The organism is Bacillus cereus group sp. Bce019 (assembly GCF_051781745.1).
Lineage (GTDB): Bacteria > Bacillota > Bacilli > Bacillales > Bacillaceae_G > Bacillus_A > Bacillus_A cereus.
This window is the reverse complement of sequence record NZ_JBPWJX010000002.1, coordinates 235,621-254,949: the sequence shown is the minus strand read 5'-3', so window position 1 is coordinate 254,949 and position 19,329 is coordinate 235,621. Positions and strand designations below refer to the sequence as shown.

Below are 19,329 nucleotides of genomic sequence, written 5' to 3'. Positions count from 1 at the left end.
TCAGTTTTTTCTTAATATATTTACAACTGCAGTTGTTTCGTCATTTTCTTTATAGACACGCGGAATTCTTCTATCTAGCATACATGTAACTTCATAGTTTATTGTACCTAACATATCCGCTATTTCTTCTACTGCGATATTTTCTTCACCTTGTTTACCGTAGAATACTACTTCGTCTCCTACTTGTACTGGCATCGCTTTTGAAACATCCAACATTAACTGATCCATACAAACACGGCCAATAACAGGTACTCGAACCCCGTTAATTAACGCATAGCCTTTATTAGATAATTGACGATTATAACCATCAGCATAACCAATTGGTACAGTCGCAATCCATTCTTCACCAGTTGTTACATACGTATTCCCATAACTTACACCACGATTCTTCTTCGCATGTTTAATATGAGCTACTTTTGATTTTAACGACAACGCAGGCTGTAAAGAAACGACTGAATGATCCACTTCTTTTGACGGATACATACCGTACACTCCTATTCCAACGCGTACCATATTTTGAAATGTGTTACTTAATTCCATTGATCCCGCACTATTTGAACTATGAATATATGGTATTTGAATTCCTAATTCTTTCGCTGTATTAACAGCTTTTTCAAATAAACTTGTTTGCATATTCGTATATGATTTATCGATTTCATCTGCCGTAGAGTAATGCGTAAATATCCCTACTACCTCTACATACTCCATACGGTTTAATTCTTCTAAAAATGGTTTAACTTCTTCTTCTTGTAAACCGATACGACTCATTCCTGTATCAATTTTCACTTGAATTTGTACTTTCTTTTGAAGACGGTTTGCAATTTCATTTATACCATGTAAATCTTCTACTCTATAAACAGTCATCATAACGTCATATTGAATTACATCTTCTACAGCCGCTACTGGTGTGTATCCTAAAATTAAAATCGGCACAGTAATTCCTGCTTCTCTTAATTCTATTGCTTCATCTACAAATGCAACTGCAAGTTGATGTATTCCTGCTTCAATTGCAGCTTTGGCAACTTCAACTGCCCCATGGCCATACCCATTCGCTTTTACAGCAGCCATCATCTTAATTTCTTCATCATTTACATGTTTTTTAAATTCTTTTACATTATGTTTTACAGCATTTAAGTCAATTTCTACAATTGTATCTCTTCCATATTTCAAACTCATTGGTCTAACTCCTAACTCAATAATTGCATTCCATTCTATTTCACGTTTCATATGACCTTTTACAATATAATACTTTTCATTATGCTAGTCAAACTACTAGAATTTTCGGAATTTTGAGTATGATATAATATCCTCAAGAAACTATTATATACGGAGACGAGGAGAATTACAATGTTTGTTCAATCTGCATTGCATCAACTAAAAGTTGCTATTGATACTTCTATTGATATGCTTAACCAATATAGTGAAAACGATTTAAAAATACAACCGATTCACTCAAAACGATCATTATTTGAAATGTGTGCACATCTTTCTCTTATTTGTCATGCTGATTTACTCATTTTAAATGGTATTCCAGAAAAAGAATTACATACCTTTTATATAGAACGTACCCCCGTAACAGTTGCTCACATGCAACAAACGATGATTGAAGGTTACAACCTTCTCTCTAAAACATTTCTTTCCTACTCCCAAATAGAATTAGCAGAAGTTATGACTGCCTATTGGGGTATTTCTTATTCGCGCTTTGAATGGTTACTTGAAATCGTTGCACACTTTTATCATCATCGTGGACAAATTCATATTTTATTATGCGAGCATATGAAAGATCCTCGCATTCCTTTATTTGAGTGATTTTCCACTCATTCATTAATTATAAATAGAGAAGCTACAAAACCAATAAAAAGTATCATTCCTAATTTTCCCTCCTAATTGACCTACAAGAGAAACTAAGGACGGAACGGATATAGCAATACCTATTACAAAACAGACACTCATCATTACAAGTAGAGATAGATACGAAACAAAGCCCATTGAACTTAGACTAAAAATAGCAATCAACAATCCTCCTTGAAGAACTTTCCTTACTTCAAACCTCTTTGTTAAACGACCTGCAAGTGGTGACAGCAACATACCAAACAGCCCTGTTAAGCGAAAATAAAGGATTTGTTCTGCAGTTAAATTGTAAGTAGGAGAGCTCAAATAATTCCCTAAAACAGTATACATATTAACAAAAGCCATTAATAAAACAGGATTTTTCACACTGACTAACTATTAGTTTTAAATAATGCGCAACTTCTTTAAGGCATAAGAAATTCCGCCTTCACTCGCCTTCGTTGTAACGAAATCAGCCCTTCTCTTCAACTCCTCTCCACCATTTCCCATCGCAACTCCTAATCCTACATACTGCAACATCTCAATATCATTTCCACCATCGCCAAAAGCAATGGCTTCTAATTTACTAATGTTTAAATGTTCCAATACTTTTTGAATTGCAGTTAGCTTCGATACTTTACTATCTTCCAATACATTTATAACGTAACCATGAAAACGCTCAAACGTAAGTGCTGGATATCTTTCAATGAATTTTTGAGCTTCTGTATCATCAGCATACAGACATATGCAATACATCTCATCTGATAAGTTTCTAACTTTGTCAGGATACTGCTCTAAATTTAAGGTTTCATTTAACGCTCGCATGACACGTTCATCTTTGGAAGCAATATTATTCATTGCAAATTCTTCTGTAAAGTAAGAAACACTGTGACCATGTAATTCAGCAAAATTTGAAATATCATGAACAATTTCGCTTGAAAGTACTGATTTATGTATAACTTCTTTCCCACATTTTATATGTGCACCATTTGCTGAAATAAACGTATTTATACCTAGTTCCTTAAATTGTGAGCATAAACTATATGGTCTTCCAGTTGTAACAACTACGTGAATTCCTTTATCTATTAATCTTTGTACCGCTTCTTTTGTACTTTCGTGCATGCTTCTATCAATCTCACTTAATAACGTACCGTCAACATCGAAAAATACAACTTTGTACATAAGTCTTTACATCCCGTCCAAATGATTCGTATCATTAATGAAATGCACCGTTTTTTGTTCACCCTCAATTTCAATTAAACTTATTCCCGTATCTCCCATTTTGAAATAGTAGTCCATTGAAATTGGCATTTTGAAAAATGCACGTAATAGACTATTAATTACGCCTCCATGGGCAACAATTGCAATTCGGTCATATGTATTCTCTGTCAAGATTTTAGAAAAGATTCCTTCTATTCTCATTCGAAACTCAATAAACGATTCCCCGTTTTCAAAACTATCATGAAGAAACTTTGGCTCTGGATATTTCTTTGCTTCTTCAAATGATAAGCCTGCTTGCACTCCATTATTAAACTCCATTAATTCCTCTTCTAATTGAATTGGACAACCAATTGCTTCTGCTAATGTTTCACCCGTTTCACGAGCGCGTTTTAATGTGCTTGCCCAAATGAAATCTGGTACAAAATCTTTTTTCACTTTCTGTACAAGTCTTTGTACTTGTTGTCTCCCTTTGTCAGTTAACTCAAAATCAGCTCGACCTTCATGCACATGTAAAATATCAGCTTCTGATTCTCCGTGGCGTATTAGTAGTATTTGCATGTTTCTCTCTCCCTTTATTTAACATCCATAAAATTCCATTATATCACATTTTAAGATTCCAAAATAAAAAAGGAACGGTCTCCCGTCCCTCATCCATTCACTTTTTCCGCATCATTCCAATAATATTTACTAAACGCTTCTGTTAACACATCAATTGTGTTATATAATTCATCTAACGTATTATCAACACCACCAACTTCAATTAACATCGCATTTTTCGATAAATCTTGGTTATAAACGCCATTTCCATCTTTTTTATACTTTGGAAAAATCCCTCTACTTAATCCGTAATAGTTTTCATCTAAATAACTATTGATCGCTCTTGCAATTTTTTCATTTTCAGCACGGCCTTCATTTTCCATCCCAATTATAAAATATAATCTTGCATACGATTTTCCGTTAATTACTTTTGTTGTTACTTTCTTACGCTGATCGTCACGGTGTATATCAATCGGAAACGCAATTTTATTATTTTGTGCTAATGCTTCTTTTACATATTCATGAGACGCTTTATATGACTGATACCATACCCACTTTTTACTCGCTAATAAATCACCCATATTCGTTTTATCATGAACTACCGGAATTCCTTGTCCTTCAAGTTGCTCTTTCATACGTTTCCCTAGTAAAGACACATTTACATCTGGGCTAGATGGATCAGTTGCCCCTGGTAATAATGGAAAGAAGGATTCCCAGCTATGTGTATGATAAATATATACTGCACTTTCACCTTTTTTCGCTCCGTTCTTTTTCTGAACCGGATTATTCTTTTCCGCTTCTGTAACTTTATCTTTTGCTATTTCCCGTTCTTTCGTTACTTCTTCAATCGGTACACTAGATTCATTTGGGATATTTGTCAAGTTTGTCCCTTCCCCAGCTACGATAATATTAGAATAATACTTTGACATACCAGGTACTTCTTTACCGACGAATGTTCTTAAATCTTTAATTTTCAAATCTGTCGCGATAGAGAACATTAAATTCCCAACTGACTCTCTTTTATTCTTCTTAAAATAATCAAATCCGTAATAGCGATTCTCACTTTCTATCATTTGAACAAAACCTTGCATCGATACTTTTCCAAACCATTGATTTGCATAAGTCGATTTCATTGTATGTAAAAATGACGTCAAAATCGACGCTATCATAATTACTATTAGCGCATATAAAAGGAGTAACGAAATCAGCTTCTTCCCATGTATTCGAGTTGCATAATTTTTCACTGCATCACCTTCTTTATACATGGATATGTACAAGCTTTTCAGAATATACGCACAAAAAAAGAGAAATGGTATACCATTTCTCTTCCTCACTTTTATTGTTCTTTTCCTGTATCATTTGAAGGTAGTTTCTTCGCTTGTTTTTCTTTAAATATTTCTCCAATTGCCCCAAGAGTACCAAGTGTTTCAATTGCATTAGACGGAATAAAGACTTTATTTGCTGGTCCTTTTGCAACTTCAGCTAATGACTCAAATGATTTGTAAGCAAGTATACGCTCATCCAAATTCGCTTCACGAAGCAATTCAATACGAGTTTGTTCTGCTTTTGCAATTTCTTCAATTGCTCGTGCTTCCCCTTGTGCTTCTAATTCTTTTGCTTCTTTTATACCTTCAGCTTCGCGAATACGTGCTTCTTTATCCCCTTCAGCCATCAAGATTTTACTTTGCTTTTCTCCTTCAGCGCGAAGGACTTTATCTTGTTTTGCTGCTTCAGCTTCTAAAATAATCGCACGTTTATTACGCTCAGCCTTCATTTGTTTTTCCATTGATGCTTGCACATCTTTTGGCGGGTTAATATCAACAACTTCGACACGTTCAATACGTACGCCCCATTTTTCTGTTGCTTCATCAAGCGCTAAGCGGATTTCTGTTGAAATTTTTTCACGACCAGATAACGTTTCATCCAGTTCCATTTTACCGATGATTTGACGCATCGTTGCTGAAGTAATATTACGAACACCATATTCATAGTTTGAAATACCATATGTCGCAAGTTCTGGTTCAACAATTTGATAGAAAATAATTGTATCAATTTCTACTTGAACATTATCTTTCGTAATTACCTTTTGCGGTGGTACATTCGTTTGTTGAATGCGTAAGTCATGATATACACGAACACGATCTACAATTGGTATTAAAATATTTAACCCTGGGTGCATTATACGTTGAAACTTACCAAATCTTTCAACAACCCCAACTTTTTGCTGAGGAATAATTTTAATTGTTAATGCGATAAATGTAACTACAATTAGTGCGAATATAATCGTTAACGTTAATGCTACCATATTTATTCACTCTCCTTTTTCACTTGTAATATAGTACTATGCCTCTTTATAACAACGACTTTTTCTCCAGCATCAATTGAAGAATCTGCAATAGCTGTCCAAGTATCTCCATCCACCTTCACAATACCATTCGCTTCATTTGTAATCGCTTGCATAACAATCCCTCTTTTACCAACAAGCATATCTACTGTATCAGTAAAACCTTTTGCTTCTCGAAAGTTTTTTGAAATTCTTTTCGTAAAGAATGTCAAAGTTAAACTTACAATTGCACCAACAGTAACTTGTAACAGTAGTGCATCAGGAGCAAACAAAGCAATAAGACCTCCGACAACAGCTCCAATTCCAAGCCAAAGCATGTAAAATGTAATCGACAACATCTCCGCGATAAATAAAATACCAGCTATTATAAACCAAATTACCCAAGCAGCCATATGCAACCCTCACTTTCTTTCTCATTTTCTATATGTATATGAAGAAAAGAATGGTTTATCCGCCCTTTCTTACACTTGGGCGTTTGCTACAAGCTATTGTACATATTCACTGTTACAATGATCATTAATATAATACTATATCAATATATTCTTCATTATACATGAAAATCCCTTTCAAAAAGTGACAAAAAATTAAATTCTTTAAAAATTTTAATTTTTAAATTACAATTATTACAATTACTAAATACTATTTTTTATAGAGGTGATATTCTTATTGAGAAACCTGTCACTAATCTACTATTTAGCTTCCAAAATATGCATTACTCTCGCTGACATCGTATATGTAATGATTATTACAACTCATATTTATATAGCAACTAAATCAGCTACTATTACTGCTCTTTTTCCATTATTACAAGTTATCACAAATCTAATTGCTAACATCTCTGCACCACTTATAATAAATCGTTTTCCATCTTATACGCTGTTATATACGCTCCAATGGTTGAAAACAGTCTTTTTACTATTATTAATGATTTTGTTCCCGGTCTTGTCCACAAACATTATAGCTCTATTAACTTTTATTTTTGTCATTTCATTATGTAGCGGGTGGAGTGCTCCATTATTATACGGTATTCTTCCGCGCCTTACACCGAAAGAAAAATTAGTAAAAGTAAATAGTATCTTTTCCTTTTCAACACAAATTGTGCAAGCCGTTGCTTATTCATTTACGAGTATTGTCGTTCTTCTCATTGGCGCTACTTCTACACTCATGATTAATAACATTTTAATGATTTTCGGATGCATTGCATTACATTTTTCATTACGTTCTATACATACTGAAAGAATAGCAGATTCTCCCTCTTCCAAAAGTACTGTTTTATTGGAAGGTTGGAAACTCCTATTTCAAAATCCTTCTCTCCGTACCGTTACATATATGGACTTAATCGAAACTTTCGCAGGGACAATATGGATTGGTGCTATTACGATGGCATACGTTACGACTATCCTTCATAAGGGCGAAGAATGGTGGGGATATATTAATACAAGTTATTATGTTGGCACGTTAATCGGTGGTCTATTAGCATGGAAAATGAGTTCCTATATTCAAAACAATTTAATACGATCTATGTCGATTAGCTCTCTTATATTTAGCATTCTTACATTTTTATATGGTACGACGAGCAGTGGATTTATTGCGCTTTTTCTATGTGTTCTAATGGGACCATGTTATCAAATTAGAGATATTTCCCAAACGACTGTTTTACAATCAAGTGTCGCCCCTGCTTTATTATCAAAAATGTATACCGCACATGGCGCACTTCTTTCAACAGCCTCTGGACTATCTATGCTTAGCATTGGCATTATTACTGATATGTTCGGTGTTCGTACAATTTATATCATCGCTTCTATTCTTATTTTATGTTCCGCTTGTTTATCTTTTAGTTTATTAAAATATCATAAGACAGAGCAGAACGATATTTCACTTTAATCACTAAAACAAAGAGGACAGGGATTCCTGTCCTCTTTGTTTATTCTATTCATGATAAGTTGGGGATTTTTCTATGCTTTGTCGCTTGTTCAAAAGCATAAGCTAATTTAATTAATATCCCTTCACTAAAGGCAGTGCTTGCAATGGTAATTCCAAAAGGCCTCCCGCTTTCCATATACCCTGCTGGTATTGCTATAGACGGATAACCCGCTTTCGCACATATAGTAGAACCTATATAGGAAGGAAACAGTATCGCATCAAGATTATATTTTTCCAATGCAAAATCAATGCCTTGTTCTTGAGAAAAATATATATCTTCTAATCTCGCATTTAAATATTCTGGATTTCGTAACGTATTAGGAAAATCTTTTCTTCCCTCTAACTTAGTTTGTCCATATTTTAAAGCTCTTTCTGCTATGTTTTTATTAAACTCCATTAACTGCGAAATAGAATGTACCGGAATAGTAGAAGGTAATTTAGAAAGATAGTTATCTAAACTGTGCTTCAGTTCATAAAGCGGACCCCCCCAACTCCATTCTCTATGAAAAGAAGGAATATCAATATTTTCTACTACTGTCGCTCCTTCATTACGTAATACTTGGATCGTTTCCTTAAACAAGATTTCATCATACTCACCATTTTCGTAATAATCTTTTGGTGCATCGTTAAACACACCAATCTTCGCTCCATTTAAACCATTTGCATCAAGGTAAGATGTATAATCCCGATATGCCCTACCGTCACTTTTGTGAGTAACTACATCTTTCTCATCCACTCCAGTTAAACTCCCTAGCAAAATAGTAGCATCGGTTACCGTTCTAGCAAATGGTCCAGCTGTATCTTGCGAATAAGTAAATGGAATAATTCCTCTACGACTAATTAAACCGACAGTCGGTTTAATACCTACTACAGAATTTTGAACAGCGGGGCTCAAAATAGAAGCATCGGTTTCTGTCCCAACAGATACTACTGTAAAGTTAGCAGCAACTGCTATTGCAGATCCTGTACTAGATCCGCCAACAAACATATGATCCTTGCCCGTTCCATATGGATTGATTGTTTGACCACCTCTTGCACTATATCCAGCCCACATTTCAAAAGACATTGCATTTGCTAATTCTGTCATATTCGTTTTTCCTATTATCACTGCCCCTGCTTCTCGCAGTTTAGTAACGAGAAATGCATCTTCACTGCTTATATTTTGTTCTAGAGCTATTGTACCTGCACTTGTATGCATGAAGTCATTCGTTTCAATATTATCCTTAAGCAAAACAGGTATTCCATGCAATGGTCCCCTTACGCCGTTTGTCTTTCTTTCATAATCTAACGCTTCTGCAATAAAAATAGCATCTGGATTGATTTCTAAAATTGAATTGATTTTCGGCCCGTCTTGATCATACTTTGCGATTCTATAGAGATAATACATCACTAGCTCTTTTGAAGTTAGCTTTCCAGATTCCATTTCATTTTGAATATCTTGAATTGTTAATTCCTTTTTTAAGATTGAATTAAACTGAATTTCCATTTATATTCTCCCTTATATGAACTTTTTTAACATATACCTCTTACTTTTTCATCTCAACACATCCTAAATTAATATCCCTTTAAAGAAATTCAATACTCTTATTTAAACACCTTTAATTTCCCGAAAAATAAAAAAAGTCTGAAACGGATTAACCTTCGCTTCAGACTCTTACATTACTGTGCGTATACTTCATCTAATAAATGTAAAAACTCACCTTGTTTCCCAGCTAATTCAGGGCATTTTGCAATATCAACCCATTCATAGCAAAATACTAATCCTTTATCTTCCTCACCAGCACTTACAATATGTTCCCAAGTATCCTTTACATCTGTTAGTAAAGTTACATGGAAAAAGTGGCGTTTTTCATACTCCTGCTTTTCTTTCATATGTATAATGTAATCTGCTAAAAAACGCTCTATGCATAAATGACGCAATCCGGATTCTTCCTGTACTTCACGCAATATAGCAGCTTCTAACGTTTCACCTTCATCAACCGTCCCCCCTGGCACTTGAATACCAGCTTCATGTATATCACGATGTTTAAAAACAAGTAATTGCATAACCCCCTCTTTTTCTCTTGTAATATATGCATGTACTTTTTTCTTATATAACATCGTCATTGTACATCTCTCCCCTCAATTGTTCACTCTGTTACTTCTTCAAGCGTCAGTTGATTATCATACAAATATGTAGCTTGTGGATTTCCCACATACCTTACGTGCCATGGTTCATACCGATAGCCCGTAATCGTTTCTTTCGCTTTTGTGTATCGAACCACAAAACCAAATTTATGGGCATTTTCAGAAAGCCACTGACCTTCTTTCGTTTCCCCAAAAACTGTCTCTAACTGAAATTTAGCAGATTGAGACGTAATATCCATAGCTAGTCCAGTTTGATGCTCACTTGTGCCAGGAACCGCGCTAGACATTGCTGTTTTTGCTTCCCCGTCTTGTTTTTTATACATCGTATTTAATGCTTTTTGTCGATCAAAAGATCTAAATCCAGAAACTGCAAAAAGAAAAATACGCTCGTTGTCAGCCTGCTGAAACATATCCTCAAGCGCCCTCGCTGCCTCTTTTCTCATCTTTTTCTTTTCTTGATCACCTTCACTAGAGTAGCGCACTTTCGGAATAACTAAATCTGGCGGTCTATACCCATCTGGTAAACGCCTACTTTTATTTACAAGTACAAGCATTGAATTCGGATTATTAATTACCGCAATATCCCCATCCATATTAGCAATCGTTTCTTTCGCTTTCGGAAATATGCTATTTACACTTACTTCCCGCGCCTGCTTATCCTTATACATTTTATAATTGATTCCTGCTACTCCAATAATAATTATTGCAGCTACAATACCAAGTAGTGCCCATCTTTTTTTCATATAACGACCTCTTATTTTAATAATTTGGCCATTTCATACTCATCGATGCCCTTTCCATCGATAATAAGAGCAGCTTTTTTGACACCTTCTTTCTCAAATCCAGCTTTTTTATATAGTGCCTGAGCTCTTGTATTGTGGGCCATTACTGTTAATTCTAAACGCCATACATCATGTAATTTTGCCCACTTCTCAACCTCTTTAAACAATCTCGTCCCAATACCTCGCCCGTTATACTCTTGCAAAATACCAATTACAATGGTTGCCACATGCCTCTTTCTTTGAATGTTATTTCCGTTCACTAATATAAAACCTACTATCCTCTCATCTTCAACTGCTACAAATATTGTTGCATATTCATTTTCTATAAAGCGATGGATCATTTTTTCTTGTTGCTCAGCTGTAGTTTTTCTTTCTCCTGGTTCATATAACATAAACTTCGTTTCTTCATCTAATTGCTTACTTAATTGCAAAAATGATGATGCATCTTCTATTTCGATCTCCCTAATCACTTCAATCACCCTACCAGTTTCATAATAAAAAGTTTTCCTTATAAAAAGATTTTCTCTACTTTCCTGAAAATCCCTTTGTAAATCTCCTGCTATAAATTGACAAATTTCGATATTACTATAACAACGACAAATTATGTCTATTCTGTGACCTCTCATCATTACAAAGAAAAAACGCAAGCATTACACTTACGTTTTTTCAAAAATACTGTGAATTCCTCCTCATCAGGTGAGGTCTCTCACCAATTTAAATTTCACTTTATCCATTCACTTTTTCTGCCTGCCAAAAATATTCACCAAATGCTTTAGCAAGTGCATCAATTGATCGATTCAATTCTTCCTCCGTATTATCTACACCACCAACTTCTATTAATATCGCTTGTCCTGATAGGTCTTGATTATAGATTCCATTTCCTGTCTGGAACCCTTTTTGAATGACCCCACGGCTCACTCCTGGATATTTCTTATTAATCGCCTCATGTAAAGCTGTCGCTAATTGTAAGTTTTTTTCATAGTTTTTATTTCCTTTCCCTACTACAAATGCAAGCTTTGCATATGATTTATCTCCAATTGTTTTTGTCGTTACATTCTTTCGGGCACTATCACGATGCAAATCAAAAAAGTATTGAAGATCTTTATTTCCAGCCATAGCTTGCTGCACAATTTCTCGTGACATTTTATACGAACTATTACTGTTTAAACCTTTACTTATTAACTTTTGACCAACATCACTCTTATCGTTAGTAGCTCCAATCCCTTCACCTTCTAGTTGTTCACGGAAACGGTCTCCTAATATAGAAATATTCGACACAGAACTCGTTGCTTTATTCGGATTCGGGTCATTCGTTAAGTTAAGTAAAGGTAAATAAGATTCCCAGCTATGTGTATGATAAATAAACGCAACTTGTCTCTTCCCAGTTGTTTGGGACGGCTGTTTTTTCTCTTTATTCGTATCTTGTTTAGGTGCTTGTCCAGTTCCACTAGTCCGTTCCTTCACTACTTCTTCAAGAGGAACACTCGACTCTATCGGTAAGTTAGAATAATTTGTACCCTCACCCGCAATAACAATTTCTGTATCGTACTTACCAAATCCCGGGAGCTCTTTCCCGACAAAACTGCGTACATCATTAAAGCGAATATTTGTAGCCATAGAAAAGAGAAAAGAAGAAATTGAAAAATCTTGATTCAAATTTCGATACTCCTGTGTAAAATAATGATTCTCTTTTCCAAGTACATACATGTAACCATTCATCGATAACTCATTTAACCAATTATATAAATACGTTGACTTTGTCTCTTTCATAGAGGTTACCATCAGACTAATAAGAAAAAAAGTCGCTAGCACTGTAGTAATAACAAATAAAACTAACTTACGCATATTTGTAAACTTCATAAAAAAAAAGCCCCGATTCATACTATCACCTCTCTATTTCAAGTTATGTACAAGCCCTAGAGAATAGACCGTTAAAATTTCGGCTATATTGTTAATGAGGTGAAATGAATTGAAGCTATTAATAGGAATATTACCAATCGCTCTATCATTCATTTTTTATTTGTCCGCTAAGCAACCAAAAATCTCTATTGTGCTACATATTTCTGCGTACTTGGCACTATATGTACTCGGTACAATTATTTCCATTAATATATACGATGTTTTAATACAAGATTTAGTTTTCATGACGAGCATTCATGGAATTTTACTGAATCCATTTTTCCTTATTGCAGGAGCGTATATAGGAACATACACTTTGTACCTACTTTTGTCTCACATTATTATGAAAATAAAAAATGGAGCGTAATGAAATGCAACCACCATTTATCTGTCATACATGCAAAAAAAGAATTGTAAGAAAGAAAGATCTTATTACCGCCACATGGTACTTCCGCTTTTATTTATTTCACAGTGATTGTTTTAAACGACAGCAAGTGTTCATCTCACGATTTCTCCCTGTGAATACACTTTTCAATTTCTTTCTTATTATATATGGACTTATTTTTGGCAGTATTCTTATGATTACAGAACCATCTATTATTTGGCTGGCTTTTTTTTCCATTTTTTATCGGTTTCTTTCTTATTATTATGTTGAACGTTTTTTCCCTACATAACGCGCAGACTGATCTCTCGGAATACTTAAACATTCCCACTCATTTTCTTTTAACATCTTCCCAATGTAAATAATCTGACCAATATGCAATGCATAATGAGAAATTTGCCTTTCAATTGCTTGCATGACAGTATGTGCTTCACCACGAATGTATACCGTCTTCAATAAGTGTTCCGGCGTTAAAGTATTTATCGTATTAAAAACATATTTCCATCCTTCTTGCCAAGCTATAAGGGCTTCTTCTTTTGAATGATAGCATCCCTCAAATTCACCATCTCGATTACGATCTGTTTTTTCACCATCAGACGTTAAAAAATCCGTCCATCTAGAACGCATATTACCGTGCAGATGCTTAATAATAATCGCTATACTATTTGTTTCTTCATGAGAAGACCATTGTATTTGTTCATATGATAATTGAGAAAGTGCCCGTTCTCCTTGTTTCTTTATTGCTTTAAAGTTCGAAATCGCACATTGTAAATATTCTCGTCCGATATCCATATTAGTCCCTACCTTCACCCTAGCTAATTTTCGTTCCATTTGGCAATTCCATATTAGGCTGAAGCAACACAACATCATCAGCTTCAGGAACGCCGCCAAGCACAAGCACTTCTGATTTGAATCCAGCTACACGCTTTGATGGAAAGTTTACAACAGCAACGATTTGTTGACCGATTAACTCTTCTGGCCTATACCTTTTCGTAATTTGAGCACTTGACTGCTTTATCCCGATTTCTCCAAAATCTATTGCTAGTTTAATCGCTGGTACTCTCACTTCTTTAAATTCCTCTGCATGTATTACAGTTCCAATTCTCAAATCCAAATTTAAAAAATCTTCAAAATTAGCCATTTATCATTCCCCCCAATTATTACTTAGACAAAATACAAAAATCCCCTTCAAAAAAAGAAAGGTGCCTAAGCACCTTTCTTTTGTAATTCACTTGATTCATTTGATTTATAGAAGAAGAAACCAAGAATCCCGCCAATACATGATGGAATTAACCATCCGATTCCTTCGTTATATAACGGTAACATTTGTAGCACATTAGAAATCGCGTCAATTTTAATTTTCGCACTTTCTAAACCGTTAAAGAAACTAATTAACAATGCACCTAAAATAGCTCCAATATAAATTGTATTACGCTTCCCAATCCACTTATGGAAATACGAAAGTACGATTAATACAATTGCAACTGGATAAATGATCATTAACACAGGTAATGTTACTGCGATTAATTGTGTTAAACCTAGGTTAGATACAATTAAACTAAATACACATACCATTGTTACAATCGTTTTATGCGAAAGTTTTGGGAATAAGTTTGTAAAGAAACCTGCACACGCAGATGTTAACCCAACAGAAGTTGTTAAACAAGCGAGTATAATAACAAGCCCTAATAAAATTTTACCACTCGTCCCATATAGCTCATTTACAACATTCGTTAAAATAAGGCCACCGTTTTCTGAGATACCAAGTGATGTACTTGTTGAACCAAGATAAGCAAGTGATAAATAAATTAACGTTAAACCAAGTACAGCAATAATACCTGATACTACTGTTATTTTTGCAATTTGACTACTCTCTTTTATCCCTTTAGAGCGGATAACTTGTACAACGACAATTCCGAATACGAGCGCGCTAATTGCATCCATCGTTAAATATCCTTGAATAAATCCACCAAAGAAAGCATTTTCTTTGTAAGCAGCTAACGGCGCAGCTGGCTCTCCAATTGGATCAATAATTGCCTTTCCGACAATAACAGCGACAATTAATACTAATAATGGTGTAAGAAACTTTCCGAACCAATCCACTAATTTAGATGGATTTAATGATAAATACCACGTTATTCCGAAGAAAACTATCGTGAAAAGAAATAGCATGTACCACTCTGAAACCATTACCTCTGATAAAAACGGCTTCATACCCATTTCAAACGAAACAGCTCCAGTACGAGGAATCGCGAAAAATGGTCCAATTGCTAAATAACTAATCAATGGGAAAATAAACGCAAATATAGGGTGGACTCTAGAAGATAGCGCTTTCAAGTCCCCCTCTACAAACGCGACAGCTGTTACAGCTAGTAGGGGTAATCCGACTCCCGTTACAAGGAATCCTATTGTAGCAATCCAAACATTCTCTCCTGCTTGTTGACCTAAAACTGGCGGAAAAATTAAATTTCCTGCTCCTAAAAATAATGCAAATAGCATTAAACCAATTGCTACCGTATCACCTGGCCTTAAACGTCCCTTCATGCTCTTCATTTGCATAGCACTTTTTCATTGTTTATCTCTATATTTTACAATATGCTATGCATCCTCCTCTCTGCTCAAGATGATAAAATATGCCCCTTACAAAGCAGTGTCTTTCTCCATAATTTCTCCATTCCCCTTATTTTTACTCTAATCATTAATACAATTGTTATTTTGAATTTTGATTTTTTTGAATTTTTAAATCATTAGAGTGTTATTACGTGGAGTATAGTTGTCAGACCTCTTTGTTTTTATCACACATATAGTAACATATTTAGTTGCAAAATAAAAACATATTTTCAAATTGATTTTTTTGAAAATCAAAATTATCTACATTTTTTATTCTCTTACACAAATATTGTTACAATCTCACTTATTACCCTATCGTTATTTCCAAATAACTTTACACACGTAACATAACAAAAGCCATCCATAAAGATGGCTTTTGTTATGTTACTCTATCGTTTCAACTTCACGTGGATTTTTCATCTCTTCCACATACACAACTCTAAATCCGTGATCTTCTAAATCTTTCAATAATGTCTCTAATTCACCGTCGTTAAACTCTTCTCCTAATGTAAACATAATTCTACGAACTAATAAGGCATCATTATCAAAAGTCATCAAACTTTGAATACCAGTGTATTTCTTTAAAACTGTCGATAACTTTTGGATTGCTCCATTATAGTCTTGCGTTCCAATCATGACAGAGTATTTACTAGAGTGAACGCCCCATGCATCCTCTAATAACTCAAAAACTTTTTTATGTGTTAAAATTCCAAGGAAAACCCCTTTTTCGTCAACTACTGATAAATAAGGCAATTTTTTTATTGTAAAAAATACTTTAAAGAAAGATGAATCTTCTCTCACAAATCCTTCTTTATCGTTTAATAATTGTATTACACTCTCATCAAGTGATCCTTTATATTCTAAAATATCTACTTTATATATATTCCCTAAAAATTTCTCTTTTTTTTCATCTAAAACTGGTACACAACGATACCCCGTTTTATTTAAATGCTCTAACGCTTCCCCAATCGTAATCGAACTTGAGCACAGTAAAACTTCCCTTTTCGGCACGTAATTCCCTTTAATCCTCATAAAAAGCCTCCTTATGTTAAAATACTTTCTGTGCCATAACTATATTATATTTTCAGAAAAAAATAAATAATTTATTTTATTTTTCTGAAAATTATTCATTTTCTTGTCATAATTTATTCATGAATCCTTCACTTGTATATTTTTGCTATCAAATCTTCTCTCTGAATTACTAAATGAAAAATATATTGTAACTTCTTTCAAAAAAAGCTAAAATAAGAATAAGAATTTTCTGAATATTCTAAGAGTAGGTGGTTATATGTCCTTATTACGCTCACATATATGTAAATTTATAATTGGTGTTATTGTTATTTTTGCCATAAGTCCTATTCCAGCTCTTTTTACTACACACAATTACTCTTATCAAAATGGATTTATTAGCATTTTTCAAAACTTCGCACAGCTTTCTTCTATATCAATTCCAAAGGTTGATTGGATGCATGAATCTATCTTTTTCTCAGCAAACCAAATGATACATACTTCTAATCATTTAACACCATTATTCCCTTACATATGGGAAATATATTTTATATCGATTGTTCGTTTTACTTTTACCCTTGCGATCGGATTTTTCATAAGTTTGGGTATCGGCCATTTATTTTTCAAAGTACCTAACTCGTTTAAAAAGTTTACTACTGTATTGAAATGGATACCTTACTCTTTTTGCACTGTAGTATTACAATGTTCAGTCTTATTACTACTTCTATACATCGCACAATTTATAAACCTTCCTTACTACTCATCATTTATCATCGTATGTAGTACTTCCATGATTATCGTTATGCAAGCAGTAAAAAAATGGATTCCTTTCTTAAAAAACACAAATGAATATGAAATAAAACATGATTCTTTTCTTGTAGACACATTGTTTTTAGCGCTTACTTCAAATCATAAATCAATTTTAGGTTCCATTATTCTTTCATTCGTTTTTATGGAATGCGTTTTTCATGCAAATGGCCTGTTACAATTTATCGTTCAATTTGGCGGAAATTCACCCATAATTGTTACAATCGGCTTATTACTACTCTATATCCCATATAGCATACTTTCTTTCCTTCAAACACTATGGACCACAAACTACTCCAAGCAACAGTCATACACTTTAACGAGAAGTGTTCCAAAACCTTAATTTAAAATAACCCTCTATAATCTAAAAGTAGGGGGTTATTCCTTTTGTATAGCGGACAAAATAACAGCAAATTCAAAAACTATTACAGAAACATACCAATATTTACCCTTTTCCTTTGACTATTCTTTTCATTTGGATTTATTATAAAAGTATAACATAATTGCAGGAGGTGACATCTTTATTCCAAACCTTGGAATGGAGAACACGCTTGGACATATTAAATATTTTTCTCATCTTTGTACTTATTCTTATTTCTGGCTTTTTCGTTGCATCAGAATTCGCTGTTGTAAAAGTACGAAAAAGTCGAATTGACCAACTTGCAAATGAAGGTAATAAACAAGCTTTAGCTGCAAGAAGCGTCCTATCTAATTTAGATGTTTATTTATCAGCTTGTCAGCTCGGAATTACAATCACTTCTTTAGGACTTGGTTGGCTTGGTGAACCGACTGTGGAACATATACTACGACCGCTCTTTGAAAAAATTAATATTACTGGAACAATGGCTAACACTTTATCTTTTGTTATTGCTTTTAGTGTTATTACATTTTTCCACGTTGTATTAGGTGAATTAGTTCCAAAGTCTTTCGCAATTCAAAAAGCAGAAGCAATCACACTCAAATTTGCAAGACCGCTTATTTTATTTGATAAAATTATGTATCCATTCATTTGGCTACTCAATAGTACAGCTATATTTTTCACAAAACTACTCGGATTAGAACCTGCGAAGGAAAGTGAACTTGCTCATTCTGAAGAGGAATTGCGACTCATTTTAGGTGAAAGTTTTAAAAGCGGTGAAATAAACCAAACCGAATATAAATATGTAAATAACATTTTTGAATTTGATGATCGAGTTGCGAAAGAAATTATGGTTCCTCGTACCGAAATGATTTGCTTGTCTACTGAAAATACGTTAGAAGAAAATATGGATATCGTCGCTACTGAAAAATATACACGCTATCCAATCATTGAAAAAGATAAAGATGATATCATCGGGATGATCAATACGAAAGAAGTATTCCATGATCAAACGAAAGGTATTTATAAACCACTTGAATCTTATATACATCCTGTTCTAACTGTATTTGAAACAGTTCCAATTCGTAAAACGTTAGTCCACCTTCAAAAAAATCGCGTTCAGATGGCAATCGTTATGGATGAATATGGTGGTACTGCGGGACTTTTAACGATGGAAGATATTCTTGAAGAAATCATTGGAGAAATTCAAGATGAATTCGATGCTGATGAATCACCTATGATTGAAAAGCGTACACCTAAGCTTACTGTTTTAGATGGAAAAGTGCTTATTTCTGAAGTAAATGATATGTTTGGCCTACATATTGATGATAGTGATTTAGATACAATCGGAGGATGGCTTCTCTCTCAAGCAGTTGACTTAAATATTGAAGCTGGCTATTCCATTGAATATGCTGGTTTTCAATTTAAAGTATTAGAACTTGATGGACATCAAGTCAAAAAAGTTGCTGTACATAAACTAGATATTAAAAAGGAGCTATAA

Annotated in this window: 22 protein-coding genes; 6 read left to right on the top strand and 16 right to left on the bottom strand. The window is 34.1% G+C overall.

Annotated features, from left to right (window positions below; translation table 11 throughout):
• Positions 1-1,176, bottom strand: a complete 1,176-nt coding sequence (alr, locus tag ACS2QP_RS04715; RefSeq protein ID WP_002182683.1) for an alanine racemase — start codon at positions 1,174-1,176, stop codon at positions 1-3.
• A 171-nt stretch (positions 1,177-1,347) separates the two neighbouring features.
• On the opposite strand from alr, the gene ACS2QP_RS04710 reads away from it, so the two are divergent.
• The gene (locus tag ACS2QP_RS04710; protein WP_000497990.1) at positions 1,348-1,809 is read left to right on the top strand and encodes a DinB family protein; all 462 of its coding nucleotides are present in this window, start codon (positions 1,348-1,350) and stop codon (positions 1,807-1,809) included.
• 15 nt (positions 1,810-1,824) lie between these two features.
• Here the strand turns inward: ACS2QP_RS04710 and ACS2QP_RS04705 are convergent, their stop codons facing one another.
• The 6 genes from ACS2QP_RS04705 to ACS2QP_RS04680 form a co-directional block, all read right to left on the bottom strand.
• Positions 1,825-2,196 carry a multidrug transporter gene (locus tag ACS2QP_RS04705; protein ID WP_002183492.1) on the bottom strand — a complete coding sequence of 124 codons (372 nt, stop codon included), beginning with the start codon at positions 2,194-2,196 and terminating at the stop codon, positions 1,825-1,827.
• 39 nt (positions 2,197-2,235) lie between these two features.
• Complete coding sequence (locus tag ACS2QP_RS04700) at positions 2,236-3,012, bottom strand: Cof-type HAD-IIB family hydrolase (RefSeq protein ID WP_000278973.1); 777 nt, start codon at positions 3,010-3,012, stop codon at positions 2,236-2,238.
• Positions 3,013-3,018: 6 nt separating this feature from the next.
• Positions 3,019-3,609, bottom strand: a complete 591-nt coding sequence (locus ACS2QP_RS04695; protein ID WP_438882165.1) for a histidine phosphatase family protein — start codon at positions 3,607-3,609, stop codon at positions 3,019-3,021.
• Between the two features lie 89 nt (positions 3,610-3,698).
• A complete protein-coding gene (gene spoIIP / locus ACS2QP_RS04690; RefSeq protein ID WP_103622867.1) occupies positions 3,699-4,853 on the bottom strand; it encodes a stage II sporulation protein P in 1,155 nt (384 codons plus the stop codon).
• A 71-nt stretch (positions 4,854-4,924) separates the two neighbouring features.
• Positions 4,925-5,893 (bottom strand): SPFH domain-containing protein, encoded by a 969-nt coding sequence (locus tag ACS2QP_RS04685; protein WP_438882164.1) that lies wholly within the window; start codon positions 5,891-5,893, stop codon positions 4,925-4,927.
• A gap of 2 nt (positions 5,894-5,895) precedes the next feature.
• Positions 5,896-6,324, bottom strand: coding sequence for an NfeD family protein (locus ACS2QP_RS04680; RefSeq protein ID WP_000741976.1), 429 nt, complete (start codon positions 6,322-6,324; stop codon positions 5,896-5,898).
• A gap of 274 nt (positions 6,325-6,598) precedes the next feature.
• Between ACS2QP_RS04680 and ACS2QP_RS04675 the strand changes: the two genes are divergently transcribed.
• Positions 6,599-7,816, top strand: coding sequence for an MFS transporter (locus ACS2QP_RS04675; RefSeq protein ID WP_438882163.1), 1,218 nt, complete (start codon positions 6,599-6,601; stop codon positions 7,814-7,816).
• A 49-nt stretch (positions 7,817-7,865) separates the two neighbouring features.
• Here ACS2QP_RS04675 and ACS2QP_RS04670 read toward each other — a convergent pair whose 3' ends face one another.
• The 5 genes from ACS2QP_RS04670 to spoIIP (ACS2QP_RS04650) all read right to left on the bottom strand — a co-directional run bounded on the left by ACS2QP_RS04670 (position 7,866) and on the right by spoIIP (ACS2QP_RS04650) (position 12,645).
• Positions 7,866-9,341, bottom strand: coding sequence for an amidase family protein (locus ACS2QP_RS04670; RefSeq protein ID WP_438882162.1), 1,476 nt, complete (start codon positions 9,339-9,341; stop codon positions 7,866-7,868).
• Between the two features lie 173 nt (positions 9,342-9,514).
• Positions 9,515-9,961, bottom strand: a complete 447-nt coding sequence (locus ACS2QP_RS04665) for an NUDIX hydrolase (protein WP_000178285.1) — start codon at positions 9,959-9,961, stop codon at positions 9,515-9,517.
• A 23-nt stretch (positions 9,962-9,984) separates the two neighbouring features.
• The gene (locus ACS2QP_RS04660) at positions 9,985-10,725 is read right to left on the bottom strand and encodes a M15 family metallopeptidase (protein WP_000747647.1); all 741 of its coding nucleotides are present in this window, start codon (positions 10,723-10,725) and stop codon (positions 9,985-9,987) included.
• Between the two features lie 11 nt (positions 10,726-10,736).
• Entirely contained in the window at positions 10,737-11,234 is a 498-nt protein-coding gene (locus ACS2QP_RS04655) for a GNAT family N-acetyltransferase (protein ID WP_000617576.1), read from the bottom strand.
• Positions 11,235-11,490: 256 nt separating this feature from the next.
• Positions 11,491-12,645 (bottom strand): stage II sporulation protein P, encoded by a 1,155-nt coding sequence (spoIIP, locus tag ACS2QP_RS04650; protein ID WP_001079278.1) that lies wholly within the window; start codon positions 12,643-12,645, stop codon positions 11,491-11,493.
• An 88-nt stretch (positions 12,646-12,733) separates the two neighbouring features.
• Between spoIIP (ACS2QP_RS04650) and ACS2QP_RS04645 the strand changes: the two genes are divergently transcribed.
• Together ACS2QP_RS04645 and ACS2QP_RS04640 are read left to right on the top strand one after the other, a co-directional pair.
• Positions 12,734-13,030, top strand: coding sequence for a hypothetical protein (locus ACS2QP_RS04645; RefSeq protein ID WP_000770738.1), 297 nt, complete (start codon positions 12,734-12,736; stop codon positions 13,028-13,030).
• 4 nt (positions 13,031-13,034) lie between these two features.
• Complete coding sequence (locus ACS2QP_RS04640; RefSeq protein ID WP_438882230.1) at positions 13,035-13,337, top strand: permease; 303 nt, start codon at positions 13,035-13,037, stop codon at positions 13,335-13,337.
• Here ACS2QP_RS04640 and ACS2QP_RS04635 read toward each other — a convergent pair.
• The 4 genes from ACS2QP_RS04635 to cbpA form a co-directional block, all read right to left on the bottom strand.
• A complete protein-coding gene (locus ACS2QP_RS04635) occupies positions 13,310-13,876 on the bottom strand; it encodes a DUF1572 domain-containing protein (protein ID WP_002183491.1) in 567 nt (188 codons plus the stop codon). The genes ACS2QP_RS04640 and ACS2QP_RS04635 overlap by 28 nt on opposite strands.
• On the bottom strand, positions 13,857-14,186 hold the full coding sequence (csaA, locus tag ACS2QP_RS04630) for a chaperone CsaA (RefSeq protein ID WP_438882161.1): 330 nt from the start codon (positions 14,184-14,186) through the stop codon (positions 13,857-13,859). The genes ACS2QP_RS04635 and csaA overlap by 20 nt, the downstream gene beginning before the upstream one ends.
• A gap of 65 nt (positions 14,187-14,251) precedes the next feature.
• Positions 14,252-15,589, bottom strand: a complete 1,338-nt coding sequence (brnQ4, locus tag ACS2QP_RS04625) for a branched-chain amino acid transport system II carrier protein BrnQ4 (protein WP_438882229.1) — start codon at positions 15,587-15,589, stop codon at positions 14,252-14,254.
• 450 nt (positions 15,590-16,039) lie between these two features.
• Entirely contained in the window at positions 16,040-16,687 is a 648-nt protein-coding gene (cbpA, locus tag ACS2QP_RS04620) for a cyclic di-AMP binding protein CbpA (protein WP_001220526.1), read from the bottom strand.
• 256 nt (positions 16,688-16,943) lie between these two features.
• On the opposite strand from cbpA, the gene ACS2QP_RS04615 reads away from it, so the two are divergent.
• Positions 16,944-17,813, top strand: a complete 870-nt coding sequence (locus tag ACS2QP_RS04615; RefSeq protein ID WP_438882160.1) for a hypothetical protein — start codon at positions 16,944-16,946, stop codon at positions 17,811-17,813.
• 208 nt (positions 17,814-18,021) lie between these two features.
• Positions 18,022-19,329, top strand: coding sequence for a hemolysin family protein (locus ACS2QP_RS04610; protein ID WP_000353738.1), 1,308 nt, complete (start codon positions 18,022-18,024; stop codon positions 19,327-19,329).